Origin of the sequence: Fibrobacter sp., from assembly GCA_012523595.1 — a bacterium.
Classification (GTDB): domain Bacteria; phylum Fibrobacterota; class Chitinivibrionia; order Chitinivibrionales; family Chitinispirillaceae; genus JAAYIG01.
In genome coordinates this window covers 1-21,626 of sequence record JAAYIG010000123.1, presented here as the reverse complement: position 1 = coordinate 21,626, position 21,626 = coordinate 1, and the positions used below count along the sequence as shown (strand labels likewise).

Genomic DNA, 21,626 nt, shown 5'->3' with positions numbered 1-21,626 from the left:
GGATTAACCTGACCCCAGAGCCCCCCGGTAGCCCTGGCCAGAACAGGAGTCCCGTTTAGAAAGGCCTCAGTTACAGAACCGAAGGGTTCATAAAAAGAGGGCATAATGAAAAATGATGACCCACGCAGAAAAAGAGCATACTGCTCATTTGTAATCCTGAAAGGAAAGATCACAATCTCACCTTTTCTCTCTTCCGCTGCTGCTTTAAAGAAGGAAAGGTTTTCCGGGTTGCTGCCCGATGATGGACAGAAAATCAGTCTGGCCTTTCCCTTTGGCAGTCTCTTAAAAGCATGGAAAACCACATCATAGCCCTTCTGCATCAGATCGAGACGCCCAAGCATCACAAAAACTGGTGTTCTACGATCATTCTCAGACAACTCCAGATTGCCTATTGAACCTGGATGAGCCATCATGCGACTTAACTCTTCCCTCAGGAGTCCTCTGTGCATCTCCTTCTTAGAGGCAAGATCTGCAAAAATCTGTTTCTTGCCCTTCTTTAAGAGACTCTGCTCAAACGGTCCTCTGCCGGAGCCAAATACTCCGTTTTCAATCCCGATAGGCGGGTTTTTTGAAAAAAGACTCTGAAGGTGGTTAACAAAAACTCCTCTTTGCAGGGGATCGTGACAAAGCTCATGAGCAAAGACCGTGCTTACTGTTGTCAATGGACCGCTGAGCATCGGAAGTGAGCATTGAAGAACAGTGTCGCCGGGGATCTGTTTTCCGAAAAACATCAGTTTGTGCCTCTTACCAATCGCAGCATCGTAACTGTTATGAAGCGTAAGGACAGTCCTTGCATGTTCCAGAAGCCCGCTGATCACCGCAAATCTGGAAGTGACAGCAACAGGCGCAGTTTCCCAGTCATGGCAATGGATTATCAGGTTTTCTTTGATCCCCAGTTTGTTGAGCACAAAAGGAACCGCAGCCGCAAATACGAGAGAATCGAGAAGGAGAAACTCCGGTTCCGGGTAAGAATATGGATTCTCTCCGGCAGTAAATTGCTTCTCCACATCCAGGTAATAAGTGGGAATATTCTGGCGCCTGTCTCTGAGACACCTGATTTTTCCTGTGTAAGCACAGAGATGAAAAACTGTGAAAGGGAAACACTCCTCAAGCTCATTTTCCTCAAGAGCCCTTTTTGCTGCCACCGAAGCGTGAAAAGGAGAGAGTACAATGACCTGCTCCCCTGCCGAAACCAGAGCATCAGGCAGAAAACGGTTCACTGCTGTCAAACCACCGAACTGCACCAGACGATTCTCAAATGAGAGATAGATTATCCTGCGGCGGGATATGTTAAAAGTCCTCGCGGACCTCTCAAGGCAGTCGATCTCATTCTGAGAGAAATAATCATACAGACTGCTTCTCAGAGGAACCCAGCTCTCAAGCCTGAGCCTGAAAACATGTTCAAATCTGTCATTTTCCTTTTTCATCAACTAAATACTTCTCCAACTCCGTCCCGGACTCAACTTCGACCCTCTTCACATCAGATACTCCCCAGAGCAGTCCTGCCAGTGCCGGCAGTATTATATTCATCAGAAGAACCATCGTCGATGCACCAAACGCAATAATGGCGATTGAATCTTCAGGAAGAGAGGGCGGTACATTTTTCAGAAACAAACCAAAAGTATACTCTCTTACACCTATGTTAGCTATGGAAAAAGGCAGAAAAACCATCATGGCATAAGCCTGAGCCGCAACCAGAGCACCCGAACGAAATGCAACTCCTCCAAACATGCTGAAAAGCAGTGATGTCTGAATGAGGAGAAATATTTGTGCAGCAAGGGAATATAATACCGCCCTGTTCCATCGCATTCTTACCAGATCAGAGATAAAATCATTTAAGAACCCGGATACCCTGATCACTTTCTGAGATCTGCTTCGTGAACTGACAATCCTCAGCAGATAATAGACAACTGGTAAAGATATGATAATCAGAGCTAAAGCAGCCAGAAATATCAGAGGCGGTAATTTGCCGGTTGCAATAATCTGAAAGACAGCAGCAATCATCCCGAATACAATAGTGACTGCAAGCACAAAAAACCTGTCAACCGCCACAGCTATCACTGAGGCCCCTTTTCTTGTCTTGTCCAGTGAAAATCCCCTGAAGAACTCCCCAGTACGTCCGGGAGTAATAAAAGCGAGCAGATTTCCCCACAAAAGTGTTTTCAGCGCATCTTTTTTCCCGCAATTATATCCCTGGTATTCGAGAACTCCGGCCCACCGGAGCATCTGCAGGTACAGAGATACGATACCGCAAAAAAAAGCCAGGCACAAAGGAAGAAGATCTAACTTGACAAAAAGAGCAGTAACCTGTCCGGGTTTTATACTCCTGTTGACAAGACAAACAAAAATGAGTGTCAGCAGAATCCTGAATACAATTCCGGTTCTCCTGTCCCGAAGAACAGAACCTGCCCGGAAAAATATTTTTTCCACTGTCAATTGCATGATATAAACCGGTTTTTCATTTCAGTTATTTCCTTTCAGGCTGTCTCTCAGAGCATGTTTATCGCATCAACATCGATTGTAAGCCTGACCGATTTTGGTAACCGGCCGCTTCTGCGGCGCAGTTCAAGAAGTACCTTGTTCATTTTTCCGGGGAAACGTGTCTTTATCAGAATAGAGTATCTGACCTCGTTAGCGATTCTTTCCAGCACAGCCGGAGAAGGCCCAAGCACCTCAAGATCATCTCCTCCCGATTTCCTGAGGAACAGAGCCATCTCCCTGATTTTTGTCCTTACCTCCGTTTTTTCCTTCCCTGATACTAATATCCTTGTCAACTTACCAAAAGGAGGATAACCCAGTTCTTTACGGAATTCGATCTCTCTTTCATAGAACCCGGTATAATCATGCCTCTGAGCAGCCTTGATAGCCATCTCTTCCGGAAAGTAAGTCTGGATTATTACTTTTCCGCTGGAATCGGACCGCCCTGCCCTGCCCGCTACCTGTGAGAGAAGCTGAAATGTCCTTTCAGAAGCTCTGAAATCGGGTAAATGCAGCCCTGTATCCGCCTGAATAACACCCACAAGCGCAACACTCTTGAAATCCAGCCCCTTGGACACCATCTGTGTCCCCAGGAGTATATCAGCCTCACCGGTAGCAAATTTCCCCAGTATGTCTATGTGGGCACCTTTTCTGCGGGTAGTATCCTGATCCATCCTCAGAATACGCGCAGACGGGAACTTCTCCCTTAAAGCCTCCTCTACCTTCTGTATCCCGGTTCCCTTGTACTTTATCTGCTCGCCTCTGCATTTGGGACAGGTATCAGGAGCTGGCTGCTCGTGATTGCAAAGATGACACTTAAGAGTAGTGTCATAACGATGATAGCGCAGATTTACAGAGCAGTTGGGACAGGTATACGTATGCCCGCACTCTTTACATATCAGTACTGTGGAAAAACCTCTCCTGTTGAGCAGAAGGATTATCTGACGTTTGTTCTCAAGACATCTGTTGATGGATGAAACAAGTGAGCGGGAAAAGAGGGTCCAGTTGTTATCCCTCTGCTCAGCACGCATATCGGTTATCTCCACCTCCGGAAGAGTCGCAGATCCGAATCTTCCGGTAAGTCTCAGCAGGTTGTATTTGCCTGATTGTGCGTTATAGTAACTCTCAAGACTTGGTGTAGCGCTCCCCAGTACAATAAGAGCCTTCTGATAAAGCCCCCTCATCACAGCCACATCACGCGCGTTGTATCTGGGATCTGTGTCACTCTGTTTATAACTCGGATCGTGTTCCTCATCAACTATAATCAACCCGGGATCCTGCATCGGTGCAAGAATAGCGCTGCGGACACCAATCACTACCCTTTTTTTGCCCATTACAATTTCCTGAAGGCTGTCCCTGCGCTCCCCGTCAGACATGTGACTGTGAATAACAGCTATTACATCCCCCAGAGCGGACTTGAATCTCTGGATTGTCTGAGGTGTAAGCGAGATTTCAGGTACAAGGATTATCACTCCCTTGCCGGTTTTAAGTATCCTGGAGGCCAGTTCAATGTAGACATGGGTTTTTCCGCTTCCGGTAATCCCGTGAAGAAGAAAAGGTGAGCCGGGAGAGTTTAAATCCTTGATAACCACGTCTACAGCCTGCTGCTGTTCATCCGTCAGGGTCACCTGCTGTTTACAGGTTTCAATCGACAGTTCACTTGCCTCACGCAGGACCTCTTTTCCCCTCTTCTGCAGGAATCCCTTCTTGTAAAGATAGGCCACAGCGGAACTTTTAATTCCGTATTTTTTTTCCGCCTCTGCAACAGTAAACTCACCACAGGAGGAGATTTTACGGAGTATTTCACGGTAGGACTCCTTGAGCGCGGAATCATCTTTGCCGCAGGCTGAATAGACCTGAACGATCTTTGATTTTGAGGAGATCAGCCCTTTTCTGACCAAAGGGCGAAAAACCCTTCCCAGATCGCATTGATAGTAGGAAGCTATCCATTCGTATAGTTTTATCAGAGTCTGATTCCCATCCGCCCACTGCCCCTGCCTGATCTCCAGAACCTCTTTTAGTTCGGGAAATTCCGATTTTTCCTTCAGCATCACAGCCATCCCCCAGGTCTTCCTGCTTTTCACCTCAACAAGAACCGGGGTTCCTGGCTTAACTTTTCCGTAGAATGCTTCCGGAACCCTGTAATCATACATTCCCTGAATAGCTATGGGAAAAGCCACACAGACTACCGGGTGGCAGACAGAAGAATCACCAGAAAGGTATTGACTGATTTGAGATACCATGATATGTTTTTTATACCTGTTTTCAGAGCCCGGCGGGCAATCCTGGAACACTATAAATTACAGCCATCACAGCCATAAATCCAGAACTTTGCGGATTATGGTTTCATAGAGGTTTGATCCGTGCCCATTTCAGACAGTAAAACCAGTTTCTCAAGCCAGAACAATCCCACTGCTACAACTCCACTTATAAAAATTGAATTGCAGGATGATCTGATGTCTGCCAGTCTGATCATTGAGCCACAAGGCACTAATCCACCAGACATCACCATAAGCACTCTTCTTGTTGAACTGCATAAAAAGGGCATTACTTATGGAATTGATGAGACAAAGCTCAAAGAAGCTGTGCTGGAATGGAATAAATCAAAACAGAGTTTTGCAGTGGATGCTGTTGCCAGGGGGACATTGCCGGAACCAGCATCCGAGGGTTGTTTTCAGTTTATAATCAACCGCATTTCCAAAGCTGAGGAAATAGAACGAGTACGCAAGGCAAAATTTTTCTGGCAGACTGGCCTGGCCGAAACAACGGTGCAGAAAGTCACGCCAGGAACCGTTATAGCAGAGAAGCAACCGAAAAAAGCTGCGGTTCCGGGAAGAAATATCAAAAATCAGCCGGTAGTTGCGCAACAGGATATCATAGACTCCCTTCCTTTACTGGGAGAGGGTGTTTATTTCTCCGATGATGGAACAAAGGTGATTTCAAAAGTACAGGGAATCGCAGTAGTTGAAAACGACACAACAAGTGTGCTCCCCATCGATTTTAACGGCTCAGTTGATCTCTCGATCAGTTCAGATAAGATGTCGGCAACTCTGAATGTCCATCCAGCCTTAAAAGATGGTTTGATGCCCTCCGAGAAGGAGGTCAGGTCTCTTATTGCAAAGAGCGAAATTGTCTGCGGAATCGATGAGAACAGCTTACAGGAACTCTTCACAAGTCTGTCCTCAGGAAAAGAAATACCCCTGGGACCTGTTGTTATCGCAAGCGGGACTCCGCCGGTAAAGGGAAAAGACGGTGAAGTTGTGTTTTGTTTCGATACCGAAAAATCATTGAAGCCCCGGCTTAATCCTGACGGCAGTGTTGATTATAAAAGCATCAGCATAATTACGCCTGTAAAAAAAGGACAGAAGCTGGCGACCCTGAGTGCTCCGAAAAAAGGAATTGAGGGCAGGACTGTTACGGGAAGAAAAATCGAAGCTGTCGATGGTAAACCAGCCAAACTGCCGGCGGGAGAAAATACAAAACCCGATCCGGATTATCCTGATTCTCTTTTGTCGGAGATCGAGGGGTTTGTCCGTCTCAACGGTGATCTTATCGAGGTTGAAGAGGGACTCTCAATTAGCGGGAATGTCGATTTTTCAACCGGTAACATAAAGTATGACAGAGATGTTGTAATAAATGGCGATGTCAAGTCAGGGTTCGATGTTGACTGTGGTGGAGACCTTCAGGTCAGCGGTGCCATAGAGGATTCAAACCTGAAGGCCGGCGGCAGTGTTCTTTGCAGATATGGCTTTGTCGGCCAGGGAAAAGGAATTATCACCGCAAAAGGCAGTATAAATCTGGGATTCATGAAGAACCAGACAGTCAAGAGCTGGAAAAATGTAAGTATTGCCCGTGAAGCAATCAATTGCAACATTTTCGCCAGAGAAGCCATATTTATCTACGGCATGCCGCTCTCGGCAGCAGGAGGAGTGCTTACCGCACGCGATCAGATAGTGGTCAATACAGTCGGGAACCGCAGCGGGACAAAAACCCTGCTTGAGGTCGGAGTGGATTTTTCAAGGACCGAAGAACTGCAGAATGTCACAGAAGAGATAAACAAAGTAAAGGTAAATCTGGCAAAGCTGATAAAGTCACAGAAGGAACTCGATCAGATCCGGATCAGAAGACAACAGACTCAGAACACATCTGAGCTCATTGCAAAAATCGCCTACACTATCGATAAATATCAGGTACACTTGAGAAAACTAGAGGAGCAGAAGGAGTCAATTGAAAAGGCAGTCTATAATTTTTCCAGAGCCAATATAAAAATTAATCGTGGAGCTTTTCCGGGAACAGTGTTCAAGTTCGGAGGGCGACATTTACTTTTAAGGGAAGAGATAACCGGTTCAAAAACGGTCTGCCTGGTAAACCACGAGATAAAGATTATCTGAGAGGAATACATGAAAGAAGTTCTGCTTTCCAGTCTTGAAGCAGGTACAACAACCATCCAGGAATACTTCACCAGAGAGGGCGCAGTACTGATCCCCAGCGGAACATTGCTCTCTCAGGAATACCTGGAAAAAATGAAAGCACGCGGTATCGAGACTGTATACAGTAAAGAGATTCAGACCCCGGAATTAAAGGAAGACATCGAGGAGATCTATAAAAAAGCCAGACTTCCGGAACTTGCAGGAATCAAGCGTGGAAAAGAGGGCCTGATCCAGTTGATAAAAAGCAACAAGGGAACGGATCTGGACTCTCTGATAAAAGACGGAAAGAATCCTGACAAACCGTCAGGACCGATGCTGAAAGACAGCGCTCGTCAGGTTACAAACGGGGAAAGATCAGCACAGTACAAGGAATCGATCAAAGACATGTACCAGAGAGCCTTTCTCCGGATCAGGACAATTCTTGACTCTCTGGCCGAGGGAGAACTGGTTTCAGCGGAAGCGGTCAGATCCATATCCTGCCAGTTTGTCAATGTTTTCCTCACAGACAGGGATATCCTGCTAAACATCTCCGGAACCAAGCCTTCTGAGGGTGACTATGTTTACCACCACTCACTCAACGTCTGTATCCTGTCAATTTGCATAGCCGCATCATTCGGCTACAATGAGCAGCAGATCATAGAGATAGGCATGGGAGCACTTCTGCATGATGCCGGGATGCTGCTTGTGCCGAAAGATGTCCGGTATAAAAATGAGCAGCTTGATGAGGATGACTGGTCGGAGTTAAGAAAACATCCGATTCTGGGCCTTCATCTTATAGACAAAATAAAGGGACTTCCGGAATCGGTTCCCATAGTCGTTTACCAGTCTCACGAACGGGACAACGGCAAGGGTTATCCCAGGATGCGCAGCAGCAAGATGATCCACAACTACGCCAGGATAGTATCAATCGCCGATGTCTATGAGGCTCTTACAAGCCCCAGAGTCTACCATGATGCAAATATTCCCTACAAAGCCATGGAGACGATTGTAAAGCTCACCCGTCAGGGCATTATCTCCGGAGAATATGCCAAAGCATTTCTGGAATGCATGTCTCTTTTCCCTGTGGGAAGCGTAGTGGAACTGAGCAACAAATGTATCGGCAAAGTTGTACGCGCCAACCCGGCATCGTTTTCAAAACCGGTCGTATCAGTGATTACAGATCCCAAAGGAGAGATTCTTCCGGAGAACAGGATCTGTTTTGAGGATCTTTCGAAAAACACAAACCTGCAGATTGTCAGGGCTTACCCCGCCTCTGTACTCAATGCCGATATGATGCTGGGATTTTAATGCGCCGTCAATGAGCCGGGATATACTTTTCAAGCTCACTCTGATCCCCGGCGATGGGCATGAATTCCTCGAAACCGGAAACCTCGAGCATTTCAAGCACGCCTGAGCGCGGCTTGTAAAGAACCATCACCCCTCCGGCATCCGTAAATCTCCTGTACGCATTTACAAACATCCCCAGGCCCATACTGTTTACAAAGCTGAGATGATCTATGTCGATAACGGCATTAAAGATTCCCTCTCTGATCGAGTCCTCAACAGCAGACTCAAAGGCCTTCAGGTCCTCTTTCTGCCAGAACTGGCCCACCATCGTGATAACTCTTACATTTCCCTTATTACTGCTGGAGATCTGCATTTTCATCTCCCGGTGTGAAATTTACGGCCAAGAATTCTGTTGCCTCTTGCATTGAACTCCACCTGATCGAGGTAGTGCTTTATGAGAAATACTCCCCTGCCATGGTCCTTCATCCTGTTTTCCGGCAGTAGAGGATCGGGCAGCGATGAAGGGTCATACCCTTCTCCTTCGTCAATAACGCTGATTGCAGCGGCAAAAGTATTAATCTGATAAAAGATAATAACTTTCTTGTTGGGATCCCCCCTGTTTCCATGCAGGATAGCATTTGTCAGCATTTCAAAGATACAGATTTTAAACTGCCTTATGCTTTTATCGTTATACCCGCATCGGTCCATCTCCTTCAGAATCACCGCGCAGGAATCCTCGATCTCTGACAGAGTGTTGATCACAAGTATATTGGGCTCATCACTGCGCTGAAAACCGGAGTCCGCAAGCAGAAAGTCAGAATCTCCGATCTCTATGCCCAGAAGAGTGAAATCATCTCTCAGCGGAGTGTTATCCCGGAACTCCTCCTGATCCTTTACAATGCAGTCAAGAAGCGGTTCCAGTTCAAGGGAACTACATTTTTTGAAAACTGTTTTGAGCCGTTCCAGACCATAGAGCTTTCCCTCGGAACTGCACCCCTCAGTCAGCCCATCGGTATAGAAAAGTATCTTGTCACCCGCATCCAGAGACACGGTCTGATTGGAGTACTCCGCTATATCCTGAAGTGCTGTGTGTCCGATAAAAAAACCCTTGGCATCCAGCCTGGAGAGATCGCCGGTTTTACTTTTATAAACCAGTGGAGGCACATGACCGGCACGGGAATACTCCATAGTGTTCTTTATGGGATCGATTATTCCAAGAAAGGCCGTAAGGTACTGTTCGGTTTTGATAAATCTGCAGAGATGCTTGTTGACTTCGGTGAAAATTTCCGCCGGTGAGAGAAGTTTTTCGATATAATGGGCAAAAAGCATCTTTGCCATCGCCCCGATAAGTGCGGCAGGTATTCCCTGCCCCGACACATCGAAAATCAGCACCGCGATTTTCTGACGCGGAGTAATTATGATATCGTAGAGATCACCACCGACTTTACCTGCGGGAATATACACAGAAGCAGACTTGACATTCACCATCCGGGGCAATTCCCTGGGCAAAAGCCCCTCCTGGATCCGCTTCGCTTTCTCCATCTCGTCTTCCAGGTCAAGACGGATCCGGTCAAAATTATAGGTTAACTGCTTGATCTCCCGGTTACGTTCCTGAAGGGTTTTCTGAAGATTTCTGTTTTCCTGATGAAGGGCTATGTTCTGCTCCATAGCATCCTTGTATTTCTCAAGGAGAACAGATTTATTGAGTTCCTGCAGCTCTGCATCGTCAAATTCAGGGAACTCTTTCACATTACTCATCTATTTATCTGAACGGATCAAATGGAATAATCTTGTCTTTCTTCAGTTGCGCTTTGTCAATTTTTGCCGCCTCTTTGAGTATCTTTTTCTCCGCGGCAGTAAGAGCCTCCATCCCCTCTTTTGAAATTTTCTCCAGAATAGGATCCACTTTCTGCTCAAAGTACCTTGCCCTCTAGCCCTCCTCTCGGCCTCTTTGCGCATCTGCCTCTCAGATGCATCCACCCTGAACTGCCGGTACCACTCAGAAATTAAAGGATACAATTTCAAATAAAGCAGTGCCACAACTATTCCTCCAAGATGTGTCAGATGGGAGATCACGCCCCTTGGAGCGATGGAGCCAAAAAGAGAATAAAGTGCGTAGCCGATTACTATTATCCTGATATTTACCGGAAGGACGAAGAACAGAAGCACCTGGCGATGAGGAAAATAGTAGGCGTAAATTGTCAGGACACCAAGTACCGCTCCTGATGCCCCGATAACTGGAATCAGGCTGAGTTCACTGTTAAAGAGGTTCAGAATGCTGAACATCGCTGAACCTGCACCGCAAATAAGGTAGAAAGCAACAAAACGGCGGGTGCCCCACATATTCTCTATCTCCACCCCGAACATCCAGAGCATCAGCATGTTGAAGAGAATATGAAAAGGCGATCCATGAAGAAACATGTAGGTAACAGCACGCCAGATCTGGCCCTGAATGAAAGTCAGATAAGGGACAAGTGCCCCCCAGGAGGTAATAAAAGCACCTGCGCCGGGAAGGATCTTAAAAAAGTAAACCACCAGAGTGGCAATGACAAGAGTTTTGATGCCGCGGGGAATCCCTGGAACTCCATAAGACATCATCTTAAATGTGGATTCCAATCAGTTTATAGTGTTGAACTTTTCGATAAGCTTCTGCTTCACAAATCCGGGTACAAAAGGCGTTACATCGCCCTTTAATCGGGCAATCTGCTTTACCATTGTGGAATTAAGATATATGTATTCTGCGCTGGGCATGAGAAACACTGTTTCCGATGAGGTGCGAAGGCTTCTGTTTGTAAATGCCATCTGGAATTCGTAATCGAAATCGGAAAGCGCCCGCAGCCCCCGGATAAGCACCGATGCGCCATACTCTTGCAAACAGTTCACTATCAGGCCGGAGTATTTAACCACCTCTATCCCGGTAATATCCTTGAAAGCCTCTTTGACCATCGCAAGCCTTTCATCGACAGAAAAAAGCGGGCTTTTTCCAGGATTTTCGGCAACAACAGCTATCACCTTTGGGAAAATATTCAGCGCCCTTACCGCAATATCGATATGCCCGTAGGTGATTGGATCAAATGTCCCGGGATACATTGCTACTTTCATACAAGGCCTTTGCTTAGATCAAAATGCAGTGTAATGATTCTCACGAATCTCTGGGGATAAAATAATTATTTCCATTGGGAATCGGTCTGAATTCAACGAGGTTTTAATACTGTCTATTCGTTATTTCAACAATACTTCAATATGAGAAATAGACTAGTTTGTCATTTTGACGGATCTGCGAGGAAATATTTCTCTTATCTGTGAGTAATTACTTCAGGGAAACTTCTTTCTTTCAGGTTCCGGGTGGGGACTGCTATTTCCCCCACATAGCGATCCGTTCCGGTTGGAACGTCCTACGGCCGGCAGATTCACCGTGTCACCGGAGCTATCACTCAGCATCCCTTACCAACCGCACAGAATAACCGTCCTTCTTACCATAGCTGCTCCTGTACACCATAGCCATGTTGTAGGTCAGGTGACGAGCGTATGCAGTATTTCTTTCCTCTGTTGATGACCACCAGTAACAGAGAATGCCAACGTTGACAAAAGTACCAAAGTTATTACGTAAACCAGCGGGCACAGCAGAGAAACCACTGCTGTTATTTGCGCCCAGATCATATCCTATTATTCCTGGTATCTCATATGCCTTTAATGGATCCCATATAGTTTCATACCACTCTCCTGCATCAGAAGCCAAAGCCTTGGCAACCTGATTCCCCGTAGCTGTGTCAACCCAGTTGTAACCATTCGCACCAAGATACTCTTCAAGCTCAGCCCAGTCTTCATCCGATGGTACTCTCCATCCTGATGGTGCTATGCTTTTCGGGTTGGAAGGGTTTACCACATACCAGTTATACAATGCCCCGAAAAGCACCATACTGTCTTCATCGGTGGTATTTTCGTAGAAACAGTAAGCCGGAGTTGACAAACCCTTCCATTCACTGCTTCCAGTCACATGAGGTATGGGTGTCCCGTCAGCATACTTTGTCGAACGCCAGTTCTCCACTGTCCATACCTGGTTTCCAATCTTTATGGTTCTGTAAACATTTCCATCGGGGTCTGTAATTGGTTCATCATAGATTATCGGCGGAGCGAATATAACTTTCAGTGTCTCAGGATCACATATAAAACCATAGCTATCCAGGGCCCATGCAACGATTTTTTCTCTCTGCCAATAATCACCCTGTGGAACCTGTGCTTTCCATGTCCAGGAAAGTATATTTTCTCCTGAAGTGGAATCGTTTACAATGCTGTCCCCGTATACATCCCAGTAAATCTTCTGAACAGGCACATATCCCTCATTTGACAATTCATTGTTTATCCTGAGATTAAACGGTATCTCGATGTTTTCACCAGGTTTTTTGTTTACGACCTCACTGTGACCCTGTATATCCGGTTTTACCTGTCTTGCGGTCACCCTGAATGCCACATTATCCCGGTTTGCCCCAGGTACCCGTACTTTAATTGAATGGCGCTTATCAGTCACAAACAGCTTTTCAAGTGCATCTTCCTGAACAACCAGCAGATTGGAATCATTTGTCCATGTTTCTCCACTATCGATGGATATACCGACAGAGATCCTTGCCATACCAATGCCCTGAAGAGAAAAACTGATAATACAGTCACGGCTCTCCCTCTTTTGCGGATCACCATTGCCATCGTTCCATGAGCTGTCACTGTTCCACACACTGTCAACAGAAACACCTGTAACCCCCAGATACCGGGCAGATACAGAGGCAGAAAGAATCAAAACCAGGATCACCGAAGACCTTTTTATTATTATGTTTCTCATCATTTTCTCTCCTCACTGTGTAACCACAAAGCGATGTGAGTAACTTTTACCGGCTACCAAAACCCTCACAAAGTAGATCCCGTTTGCAAAACGGGCAGTCGGGAGAGAGAATGAAGATTCTCTGTAATCGGTTTTACGGTACACAAGTTTCCCTGTCATGTTGTAAAAGGATATTTCTGAACTGCCCATTCTTTTTTCGAAAGGCAGAGTGATGTTTACACTTCCTTTTGCAGCACTGATCGAGAGCTTTCTGTGTTCAAAGCTCTGCACCATTCGAACCGGCAGTGTACCGCTTTTTTTGCCAGGTGCAAGGGTGAACACAGGTGTTGTACCGCTGGCAATGTAGTATTCAGCACTCCAGGTGATGGTGATACTTAGTAGAAGGGTAAGGGTTAATATTGTGTATTTCATAAGATGCTCCTTTTTCTGTCTGACACTGGTACCACAATTATTTGTAATTAATTGTACATTTTTTCGTGAACAAAAGTAATTGGGCAGCTATTTCAGTAGAAACTAGTATATCACTACTAAACTCCTGTAAAGCTCATATTCAGCAACTGTTCAGAATTTAACAGAAGATGAATGTAACTTTCTTTATCTTAATTCAACATTGAAGAATGAGTTTTGAATAAAATTTGTTTTGTACAAATCTCTTGTGAACTCTGTAGTTCTCCATTTTTTGCATTTGTGTTTGAATTTTCTGGTATTAAAGATTGCCACTTGAAGTCTCGACAAAAAAATCGAGATATTATTCATCATAAAAGTGACCAGTCACAACAACAGACTTAAAATTGACACTAAATAAGCACATGCACTATTTTAATTTACAATTTTAACAATGCAGACCAAAATGGAAACATTGACTGCCATCTTGTGGAATTCCAGTCTGAACCGGAATAAATTATCAAAAGAAAATGCATCCAGACTGTTCCTGCTGATGCTTCCTTTCATGTGCCTTTACCGGATCACAAACAGCAACGAAATCCATCTTTCCGGAATCGTACTGGATGAACTCGATCAGCCCATATCCGAAGCCAGAGTGTCTCTTTATAAAAGAGACTCATTAAGCACTTTCACCGATCGATCCGGGAGATTCGAACTGACCAGTGAAACGCACATCTCATTACCCGATAAGAGAATTGGAAACGTGCCGTTTATCACAACGGATGGGACAGTGCTGAAATTTGACCTTAAAACAGGTCACGATGCTAAAGTAATGATCTATAATTCTGAAGGAAGAAAAGTTTACAGTTCATCCGTAGTTTCAGGTGTTAATAAAGGTCAGAAACTCAGGCTCCCTCTGGCTTCAATGCCTTCCGGGGTGTATTTGGCAGTAGTAAATTACCGGGAGAATAAAACAGTTATAAGGTACATGGTATGCTCAAATGGTGTTTTTTATGGAAAACCAGATTTTATTAGTGGTAAAGATGAGATTTCTATGAAAAAATCTCAGGCTGAGGAATTCAGAGACATACTTGTATTCTCCGCTGAAGGGATACAAACTCTCAGGATGGCAATTACCTCTGCGATACAGAGTGATATAAAAGTAAAGCTGATGCCTGCGGGCACGGGATATGCAACCCCTGGAATCCCGGTCTTTTCAAATAATGGTGGAATGGGCGATGTGACCACCTACGGGGCAGTAAGTGATCCGGAAGCCTCTCAGGGCGGAGCCTGCAATTACGGATCAACAGGAATCCGCTATTATGCCGCAATAAATGTGCACCAGTTTCCTGGTGATCTCAAAGGACAGTGGCAGGGAGGACAGATCTGCGGGGCTTGTGCACAGGTGAGCGTACGTACCAGAGAGGGAGAGATCCGCAGCACAATCGTCCGAATCATGGACAAATGTCCCGATGACAACTGTGGGATCGATCTTGGCGGGGCTCCCGCCGGAGAAATAATGGGAGATCAGCCGGGAAGGTATTCAGGAGAATGGGAATGGGTCAATTGTGATGAGGCCCAGGGAGTATCTGACGGGCAGCCATTACTGTTCGTTAAAGCAGGAAGCGGGAAATGGTGGTCACTGGTTCAGGTTCGCAATGGTCCTGGTGCAGTTTTAGAAATGAGAGCCAGAAAATCAAACAACGGAGATTGGCAGAGCCTTCACTGGGCAACCGAGGCAGAGAACTTTTTCAGCGTACCAGTAGAGGTTCTTCAGGACAGCGATGAATGGGAACTGGAGGTACTGTGGAGAACCGGTGAGAAGACATCATTGAGAATACCCGGAGAAAAACTGGCGATAGAAGAAGCATCCTACCTGCTGGAGTATTGATGAAGGAAGCCCGGTTAACCTGGCTCAATCTGGCTATAGGCGGTATTAATGCCGCCGAAATCCGTTTTCCTGAAAAACTCCACAACCGTGTCACCGAACTCTCTTCTATCAAACGGCTCCATCGGCCCCCCCTTACCATCCCTGCTCCTCTCGTAAACAAGAATCCCGTCATCGCAAAGAAGGCCGGTTATCTCCGGAACCAGCGCTGCAAGATCATCTCTCTGGTAAGGAGGATCATAGAAGATCACATCGTATCGGTTACTTGTGTTCTTAATAAATGTCCTTACATCCTGATTGTATATACGGCAGAATTCCTTGACACCGAGATTCTCAGCATTTTTGGCTATATCAGCCGCTCTGCGGGAATCTTTTTCTACAAAGTCAACTCTGCTGCATCCCCTGCTTAACATCTCAAAACCAAATGCTCCGCTGCCTGCACAAAGATCAGCAGCAACAGCATCGGGAAGATACGCTTTGATTATTTCAGCAACAGATTCGCGTGTACGCTCAAGTGTAGGACGAAAAGCTTTGCCTTTGTCGGGAAGTACCAGGAACCGGCCTCTCAGTTTCCCGGAGATTATCCTCAGTCTCATGTTAGTCTTTGAGAGTCAGCAGTATTTCCGCACTGACATCGGTTACCGTCTCGGTTCTGGCCTTGATTGTGACTTTTTTGAATGCGCAGGGTACTCTGTCCTGATGTAAACGCAGGACCAGCCGCACAAAATCTTTATACGTGCTGGTACCGGTGTATCGGTAAACAAAACGTCTGTAAGCTCCTGCCCGTTCTGCGGAAACCTGCACCGGATCAGCCTTGAACTTGACATCAACCTGTGATGCCAGATCGGTTATAGTCTTGAGCAGAACCGGCAGATCGGCTCTTGGCGGAAGCTGATCTGTTGCCTGAAAAGGATCAGAGAGGTCCAATCCAAGCTCTGCTTTACAGGTAACGACAAATCTGTACCCGTTCTGAGGATTTGATGTAATATAGGAATGCGGCTTTGGAAGCAGTTCCATACGCTCCTGACGGAAAGCACTGAAAGTCTGAGTGATCTCATCCCGCTGAGAGCTTATGCCGAGAGCATAGACAGTCTGGAAATTCTCAATCTCAAGGGTCTTTAACCCGATCCCGTCGGGAACCGCCCTGCTTAGTACCTCAAAGACTTTTTTCCCAAAGAGTACCTCATAGTTGATTCTCTCGATAACAGACATCTCCTGGTAAGGGATGTCAAGCACTCCTTTTCTGGACTCTTGCGATTCTGAATGACTCAGTTCCCGGACAACATCCTCAACAATTGCAGATCTGGCATGTGTTGAAGGTTTGAAATCTGTAACTTCGATGCCTTTGTTTTCAGTCAAAACTTCTTTAGGAGCTTCCGGCTTTCGTGTGAAAAGTATCGCTGAGATCACACCGATGACAATAATCAATCCGGCAGCACCAACAGGTATCACTGGAGATATCTTCTTCTTATCTTTATTAAGCCTGGAGTCGTTGAGTAAATTTATTCTTATCATGAACTAATTGCCCCCGCGAAGTGCCAGGCCTACAGCAACAGCAAGTTGAGGAGAGTACTTTGCAAGATTCTCTTCATCGACCCCGGCCAAGCAATTGACTTTTCGGAATGGATTCAAAATTTCACCATTTCCCATAAACCCCCCGGCAGCATCTCTGAATTCTTCCTGACAAAAGAGAGAACCGGTAAAAAGTATCCGCAGAGATCCATCTCCTGCATTTATACCTGATAAACCCGCAAATCTGCTGATCTCTCCCTGCAGTCGCTGGAAATATGAAACCGGATCGATTGCTTCATAGTTGTATTCAAAAGAATCATTGTCCAGAAATACCCCGTTTTTTGTCAGAACCATCTTTGTCTTTTCGCTCTCACCATGAACGATAATAGTATTGAAAGGGATATTCTCTTTGTAATTGGCCTCATGTACGTTTATCAACGCGAAGATATCAAGATCCATAACGAGAGGATTCAGCTTGAGTTTTTTCAGCATCGAAGTGAGGTTTTTGACACTCTCAGAGTGGAATGCAACTGCCAGGACATCTCTCGAATTGCCATTGGAAGAAAGTAATTCCTGAAAATCAAATACATATTGGTCAACTTGACTTATCAATTGCTGACTGAGTTCCCACTTAACCATACCCTTCAGGTCAGGCTCATCCCTGTCACAACTGATATGCTTGATGACTGCGCAATCTGAAGCAATCGAACAGACCACATCAGGGCTGTGGAACTTGAACTTTCCCCTGAGCTCCTTAAGCTTGTTTTCAGTATTTTGCAGTTGATCAATGTTTTCAACAGTTGAAACCGGCTGAATCGCAATGAGAAGCACTGCATCCTGCTCAAAAGAGTACTGGGTGACACTTATATAGTCATTCTGAATGTCCAGCCCGCTTATATATCTGGGAGATTTCTTCATATTTTCCGAGAAAAAGACCTGCTTGGCTTAATTATCCGTAACCATTCATGCTTCGGCAAACTTAAACAAGCAGAAGACCTGAGTAGTTATCTTTTACTTAAATATCATTTTTCAGACAGCTAAAAACAAACCCTGTTTTCAATCCTCTTAAGCTTCTCCGGGCCGATTCCCTTCACCATCCCAAGATCAGAGACCCTTCTAAAAAGCCCATTCTCCTCCCTGAACTTGACAATTCTATCTGCCAGGGCAGGTCCGATTCCAGGTAAAAGGACCAGATTCTGTATTCCTGAAGTGTTTATATCGATACAATTTTCACCCTGGTCTGGTGCAACTCCGGCAATTAAATGAGATTCTTTGATTTCCAGTAGTACTCTGTTTTCGTCCCGAAAGCCGGCGATCCACAAAACAATCCAGAAGCACACTCCGGAAATCCAGAAAAAAGTGATAAAAAAAGGCTTCCGAAGCAGACCAACAGCTTTATTGGAGATACAGTTTGCACCCCCTGATGGTTTTCCGGAAACAGAATTCTTCTCCTTGCATGCCACAGGATTCCTTTCGGTTATTTACCGTTTGGACGCATAATCTCCAGAAAAGCATCAACTATCATGGGATCAAACTGTTTTCCTTTTTCTTTTTCCAATATACTGAATGCTACTTCCTGGGGCAGTGATTTTCGATAAGGACGATCCGAAGTCATTGCCTCATACGCATCCGACACACTGAGAATACGCGCACCAAAAGGAATATCCTCACCTGCTATACCTGTAGGATAGCCGCCTCCGGCATAAAATTCATGGTGATGGAGAACAAGCGGAACCAGAGACTTCAGAAAAGGGACATCGGAAATAATGCGTACTCCCAGTTCCGGATGTTTTTTGATCTCCTCAAACTCCTGAGGTGTCAACCTTCCCGGCTTATTGAGAATACACTCACTGATACCGATCTTTCCTATATCATGAAGCAATCCGGCATACTTTACCAGTTCAATATCCGCATCCGAAAGACCGAGCGTCTTTGCGAGCACCACTGTATACTTCATCACATTTTCAGAGTGCCCGTGAGTGTACTCATCCTTTGCCTCCACAGCAAGAGCAAACGCCCTTATCGTTTTCAGATAATTGTCCCTTATATTCTGGTAAAGCCTTACGTTCTCTATCGAAATGCTTGCCTGCGATGCCAGCACATTGATTATCTCAAGGTCAAGATTGGAAAATGAACCCCGCCCGGCAAGTCTTGCCAGATTCAAAACACCGATAGTCCGTGAAGGAGTCTTGAGGGGAAACGAAATAAACGATTGCAGTTGAGAGGGAATGGGAATGAGTCCTGAGGGAAGGGAATGCATTCCGGATTCCAGCAAAAGCGGTTCTTCATTTGAAGCTACCCACTTTGAAGCCATCACAAACGGCTGCCCCATCCAGTATGATTTATCAAATCCCTCTCCGGCAATTTCCGAAATTATCATCTTTCCAGAACTGTCGGAAAAAAGAAGTGCCCCACAATCTGCTTTTGACATTTTTATGGAATAATCAAGAAATTTGTGGTTAAGATCAATGATTTCGAGTGTGGAGGCCAGTATTTTTGTAACTTCATGGAGTGAAACCAGCTTTGAGAAAAGGAGGTTTTCCTCCTCAAGCTGCTTGCTTATAATCGCACGCTTGACCTTTTCAGCTATCTCCTCCAGATGAAAAGGCTTTGTCAGATAATCGTAGGCACCTAATTTCAGGGCTTCGATGGCGGTATCGAGAGTTGGAAATCCGGTTGTTATCAGAACCGGGATAGTCTGCTGGTTTTCATTTATGTACTTAAGGAGGTCCACTCCTGAAATACCCGGCATCTTAATATCAGTCACGACCAGGTCAATCGATTCATTGCTCAGGATATCAAGAGCTGATTCGCCACTTCCTGCTGTAAATACCTCGTAACCTTTTTTTCGCAGAAATTGAGCCAGTATCTCACATATAGACGCTTCATCATCTACTATAAGAATCTGCTTCCGGTTGCTCTCCATAAGATCTCGTTGCTACTTGTAAACGAAACCGCTGCAGATCTTCGGCAGTATCGATCCCGATGGATTCGAAATTGCACACAAGACAGCGGATCTTCATCCCGTACTCAAGAGCTCTTAACTGCTCAAGACTTTCCCGCTTTTCAAGTTCTCCCTGAGGAAATCCGCAATACCTGCGCAGACTCTCCAAAGTAAATCCGTAGATTCCTTTGTGCTTCAGAAAAGTACCTTCCCCCTTGCAGTCATAAGGTATGGGGGAACGGGAAAAATACAGAGCATCTCCTTCCTGATTAAGAACTACCTTGACTACATTGGGATTGTCCCTTTCATTCATTGTAGCATCAGAGGCAATGGTAAGCAAGGAATTGTGATCAATTTTTTTCAGCTCGCAAACAAATTTCTCAAGAACAAAAGCTGGCACCAGCGGCTCATCACCCTGAAGATTCACGATATGAGTGCATTTCAGACCGCCGACAGCCTCGTAAACACGGTCTGTACCCCTTGCATGGTCCGAAGCAGTCATCACGTATTCTCCCCCATGCTTTTTGACCGCATCCCCTATCCGCTGATCATCGGTAGCCACGATAACCCGGTCAAAAACCCCCGCCTTCATGGCACTGTTGTACACCCACATAACAAGCGGTAACCCGTTGATTTCACAGAGAGGTTTGCCTGGAAGCCTGGTCGAGCCGTACCTGGCAGGAATTACGCAAACGATATCATGTGACATAGTCTTCAGCCGCCAATTACCTTGGGAATAGCAAAAAAGCCCTTTTTGACACTGGGTCCGTTCTGCAAGACCTCTTCCTGAGTCAATGATGGTTTCAGGGTGTCATCTCTGAGAGGATCGTGAAGAGGAGCTATAAAACAGGTAGGTTCAACATTGCTGGTGTCTGCCCTGTTTAATTGGTCAATATATTCCAGAGTAGACCCTAACTGAACAGTGATTTTCTCCACTTCCTGCTCTGTCAAACTTAATCTCGCCAGCTTTGCGATATGAAGGACTGTATCGCGATCTATCATATAAGCCCCTTTCAGACTGATTCGAAATTGGCAAACTTGGCCATAAGTTTCCTTCTGGCACCATCGTTGAATAAAACTGTAAGTTTCATATCATCACCAAAACCACTTATACCCAGAATCTTCCCCCGCCCATAGATTTTATGCTTTACATGCTGTCCCATGCGGAATTCTACTGTCTCTTGCGAGAACTCATCAAATACGGGCCTCTTCACCGGTTCGGGCTTGCGGGTCACCATCTGTACCGGTTTTGATATGGTTCTGTTCTGGGAGGGCTGCAGCCCGAAATTCGTACTTTCATCCCTGAACTGATACTGATTTTCCGGAATCGAACTGAGAAAACGCGATGGCGAGCTTCGTAACAGGTCACCAAAGCGCCACCTCTGATCCACATGGGAACACTCCAGTTTCTCCATCGCCCTGGTGGCCCCAACGTACAGAAGCCTCCGCTCCTCCTCCATCTTGACCTCATCGTCAAGATTCTGCCTGGAGGGAATAATGCCATCCTCAAGACCCACCAGAAATACATATTTGAATTCCAGGCCCTTTGCGCAGTGAAGTGTCATAAGATTGACAGCATCATCCCTGCGCTCCCAGGAATCAACATCACTGATCAGAGAAACCTCTTCCAGAAAATCGGCCAGATTCCTGCCGGGATTCTCATTTGACCAGGCAGCCAGAGCAGAGGAAAGCTCGTTGATATTTTCAATTCTGCCAAGCGACTCCTCAGATTCTTCTGAGGACAGCATATCCATGTACCCTGACAACTGCAGCACAGAATTCAGGATTTCATGAGGAGAGTCTGATTTCTTTTCCCTGAGCAGTTCATATAGAGAACGCAAATCAGAAAAGCCCTTCTGATAGCGGCTGCCAAGAAGAGAGAGATCGCAG

General features: G+C 45.7%; 20 protein-coding genes. 3 read left to right on the top strand and 17 right to left on the bottom strand.

Annotation, left to right across the window (positions count from 1 at the left end; translation table 11 throughout):
• From GX089_08460 to priA, 3 genes are all read right to left on the bottom strand, one after another.
• On the bottom strand, positions 1 to 1,427 hold a 1,427-nt coding region (locus GX089_08460), incomplete at its 3' end, for a glycogen synthase (GenBank protein NLP02512.1).
• Positions 1,411 to 2,430 carry a flippase-like domain-containing protein gene (locus GX089_08455; GenBank protein NLP02511.1) on the bottom strand — a complete coding sequence of 340 codons (1,020 nt, stop codon included), beginning with the start codon at positions 2,428 to 2,430 and terminating at the stop codon, positions 1,411 to 1,413. The genes GX089_08460 and GX089_08455, both read right to left, overlap by 17 nt.
• A gap of 59 nt (positions 2,431 to 2,489) precedes the next feature.
• A complete protein-coding gene (gene priA / locus GX089_08450; protein ID NLP02510.1) occupies positions 2,490 to 4,721 on the bottom strand; it encodes a primosomal protein N' in 2,232 nt (743 codons plus the stop codon).
• Between the two features lie 213 nt (positions 4,722 to 4,934).
• On the opposite strand from priA, the gene GX089_08445 reads away from it, so the two are divergent.
• On the top strand, positions 4,935 to 6,869 hold the full coding sequence (locus tag GX089_08445; GenBank protein NLP02509.1) for a DUF342 domain-containing protein: 1,935 nt from the start codon (positions 4,935 to 4,937) through the stop codon (positions 6,867 to 6,869).
• A gap of 9 nt (positions 6,870 to 6,878) precedes the next feature.
• Entirely contained in the window at positions 6,879 to 8,195 is a 1,317-nt protein-coding gene (locus tag GX089_08440) for an HD domain-containing protein (protein ID NLP02508.1), read from the top strand.
• 7 nt (positions 8,196 to 8,202) lie between these two features.
• Here the strand turns inward: GX089_08440 and GX089_08435 are convergent, their stop codons facing one another.
• From GX089_08435 to GX089_08410, 6 genes are all read right to left on the bottom strand, one after another.
• Positions 8,203 to 8,547, bottom strand: a complete 345-nt coding sequence (locus tag GX089_08435) for an STAS domain-containing protein (protein NLP02507.1) — start codon at positions 8,545 to 8,547, stop codon at positions 8,203 to 8,205.
• Between the two features lie 2 nt (positions 8,548 to 8,549).
• Entirely contained in the window at positions 8,550 to 9,932 is a 1,383-nt protein-coding gene (locus GX089_08430; GenBank protein NLP02506.1) for a SpoIIE family protein phosphatase, read from the bottom strand.
• A gap of 42 nt (positions 9,933 to 9,974) precedes the next feature.
• Positions 9,975 to 10,772 (bottom strand): rhomboid family intramembrane serine protease, encoded by a 798-nt coding sequence (locus GX089_08425; protein ID NLP02505.1) that lies wholly within the window; start codon positions 10,770 to 10,772, stop codon positions 9,975 to 9,977.
• 18 nt (positions 10,773 to 10,790) lie between these two features.
• Positions 10,791 to 11,276, bottom strand: a complete 486-nt coding sequence (gene coaD / locus GX089_08420) for a pantetheine-phosphate adenylyltransferase (GenBank protein NLP02504.1) — start codon at positions 11,274 to 11,276, stop codon at positions 10,791 to 10,793.
• Positions 11,277 to 11,604: 328 nt separating this feature from the next.
• A complete protein-coding gene (locus GX089_08415) occupies positions 11,605 to 13,011 on the bottom strand; it encodes a hypothetical protein (GenBank protein ID NLP02503.1) in 1,407 nt (468 codons plus the stop codon).
• A gap of 9 nt (positions 13,012 to 13,020) precedes the next feature.
• Positions 13,021 to 13,419 (bottom strand): T9SS type A sorting domain-containing protein, encoded by a 399-nt coding sequence (locus GX089_08410; protein ID NLP02502.1) that lies wholly within the window; start codon positions 13,417 to 13,419, stop codon positions 13,021 to 13,023.
• Between the two features lie 439 nt (positions 13,420 to 13,858).
• On the opposite strand from GX089_08410, the gene GX089_08405 reads away from it, so the two are divergent.
• Complete coding sequence (locus GX089_08405) at positions 13,859 to 15,283, top strand: hypothetical protein (protein ID NLP02501.1); 1,425 nt, start codon at positions 13,859 to 13,861, stop codon at positions 15,281 to 15,283.
• Positions 15,284 to 15,297: 14 nt separating this feature from the next.
• On the opposite strand, the gene GX089_08400 is transcribed toward GX089_08405, so the two are convergent.
• From GX089_08400 to GX089_08365, 8 genes are all read right to left on the bottom strand, one after another.
• Entirely contained in the window at positions 15,298 to 15,876 is a 579-nt protein-coding gene (locus GX089_08400; protein NLP02500.1) for a methyltransferase, read from the bottom strand.
• A 1-nt stretch (position 15,877) separates the two neighbouring features.
• Entirely contained in the window at positions 15,878 to 16,795 is a 918-nt protein-coding gene (locus GX089_08395) for a hypothetical protein (GenBank protein ID NLP02499.1), read from the bottom strand.
• A 3-nt stretch (positions 16,796 to 16,798) separates the two neighbouring features.
• Positions 16,799 to 17,710, bottom strand: a complete 912-nt coding sequence (locus GX089_08390; protein ID NLP02498.1) for a pilus assembly protein PilM — start codon at positions 17,708 to 17,710, stop codon at positions 16,799 to 16,801.
• Positions 17,711 to 17,829: 119 nt separating this feature from the next.
• Positions 17,830 to 18,273, bottom strand: a complete 444-nt coding sequence (locus GX089_08385; GenBank protein ID NLP02497.1) for a helix-hairpin-helix domain-containing protein — start codon at positions 18,271 to 18,273, stop codon at positions 17,830 to 17,832.
• Complete coding sequence (locus GX089_08380) at positions 18,270 to 19,718, bottom strand: response regulator (protein NLP02496.1); 1,449 nt, start codon at positions 19,716 to 19,718, stop codon at positions 18,270 to 18,272. Before GX089_08380 ends, GX089_08385 begins: the two co-directional genes overlap by 4 nt.
• Positions 19,681 to 20,445 carry a 3-deoxy-manno-octulosonate cytidylyltransferase gene (gene kdsB, locus GX089_08375; GenBank protein ID NLP02495.1) on the bottom strand — a complete coding sequence of 255 codons (765 nt, stop codon included), beginning with the start codon at positions 20,443 to 20,445 and terminating at the stop codon, positions 19,681 to 19,683. The genes GX089_08380 and kdsB overlap by 38 nt, the downstream gene beginning before the upstream one ends.
• Before the next feature lie 5 nt (positions 20,446 to 20,450).
• Positions 20,451 to 20,738, bottom strand: a complete 288-nt coding sequence (gatC, locus tag GX089_08370) for an Asp-tRNA(Asn)/Glu-tRNA(Gln) amidotransferase subunit GatC (GenBank protein NLP02494.1) — start codon at positions 20,736 to 20,738, stop codon at positions 20,451 to 20,453.
• Between the two features lie 11 nt (positions 20,739 to 20,749).
• Positions 20,750 to 21,626: ATP-binding domain-containing protein (locus tag GX089_08365; protein NLP02493.1), on the bottom strand; the 877-nt coding region annotated here is incomplete at its 5' end.

Bases quoted from the DNA above. Each gene is read 5' to 3' on its own strand.
- priA (NLP02510.1), bottom strand. From the start codon at position 4,721: ATGGTATCTCAAATCAGTCAATACCTTTCTGGTGATTCTTCTGTCTGC.
- GX089_08445 (NLP02509.1), top strand. From the start codon at position 4,935: ATGTCTGCCAGTCTGATCATTGAGCCACAAGGCACTAATCCACCAGAC.
- GX089_08440 (NLP02508.1), top strand. From the start codon at position 6,879: ATGAAAGAAGTTCTGCTTTCCAGTCTTGAAGCAGGTACAACAACCATC.
- GX089_08435 (NLP02507.1), bottom strand. From the start codon at position 8,547: ATGCAGATCTCCAGCAGTAATAAGGGAAATGTAAGAGTTATCACGATG.
- GX089_08430 (NLP02506.1), bottom strand. From the start codon at position 9,932: ATGAGTAATGTGAAAGAGTTCCCTGAATTTGACGATGCAGAGCTGCAG.
- GX089_08425 (NLP02505.1), bottom strand. From the start codon at position 10,772: ATGATGTCTTATGGAGTTCCAGGGATTCCCCGCGGCATCAAAACTCTT.
- coaD (NLP02504.1), bottom strand. From the start codon at position 11,276: ATGAAAGTAGCAATGTATCCCGGGACATTTGATCCAATCACCTACGGG.
- GX089_08415 (NLP02503.1), bottom strand. From the start codon at position 13,011: ATGATGAGAAACATAATAATAAAAAGGTCTTCGGTGATCCTGGTTTTG.
- GX089_08410 (NLP02502.1), bottom strand. From the start codon at position 13,419: ATGAAATACACAATATTAACCCTTACCCTTCTACTAAGTATCACCATC.
- GX089_08405 (NLP02501.1), top strand. From the start codon at position 13,859: ATGGAAACATTGACTGCCATCTTGTGGAATTCCAGTCTGAACCGGAAT.
- GX089_08400 (NLP02500.1), bottom strand. From the start codon at position 15,876: ATGAGACTGAGGATAATCTCCGGGAAACTGAGAGGCCGGTTCCTGGTA.
- GX089_08395 (NLP02499.1), bottom strand. From the start codon at position 16,795: ATGATAAGAATAAATTTACTCAACGACTCCAGGCTTAATAAAGATAAG.
- GX089_08390 (NLP02498.1), bottom strand. From the start codon at position 17,710: ATGAAGAAATCTCCCAGATATATAAGCGGGCTGGACATTCAGAATGAC.
- GX089_08380 (NLP02496.1), bottom strand. From the start codon at position 19,718: ATGGAGAGCAACCGGAAGCAGATTCTTATAGTAGATGATGAAGCGTCT.
- kdsB (NLP02495.1), bottom strand. From the start codon at position 20,445: ATGTCACATGATATCGTTTGCGTAATTCCTGCCAGGTACGGCTCGACC.
- gatC (NLP02494.1), bottom strand. From the start codon at position 20,738: ATGATAGATCGCGATACAGTCCTTCATATCGCAAAGCTGGCGAGATTA.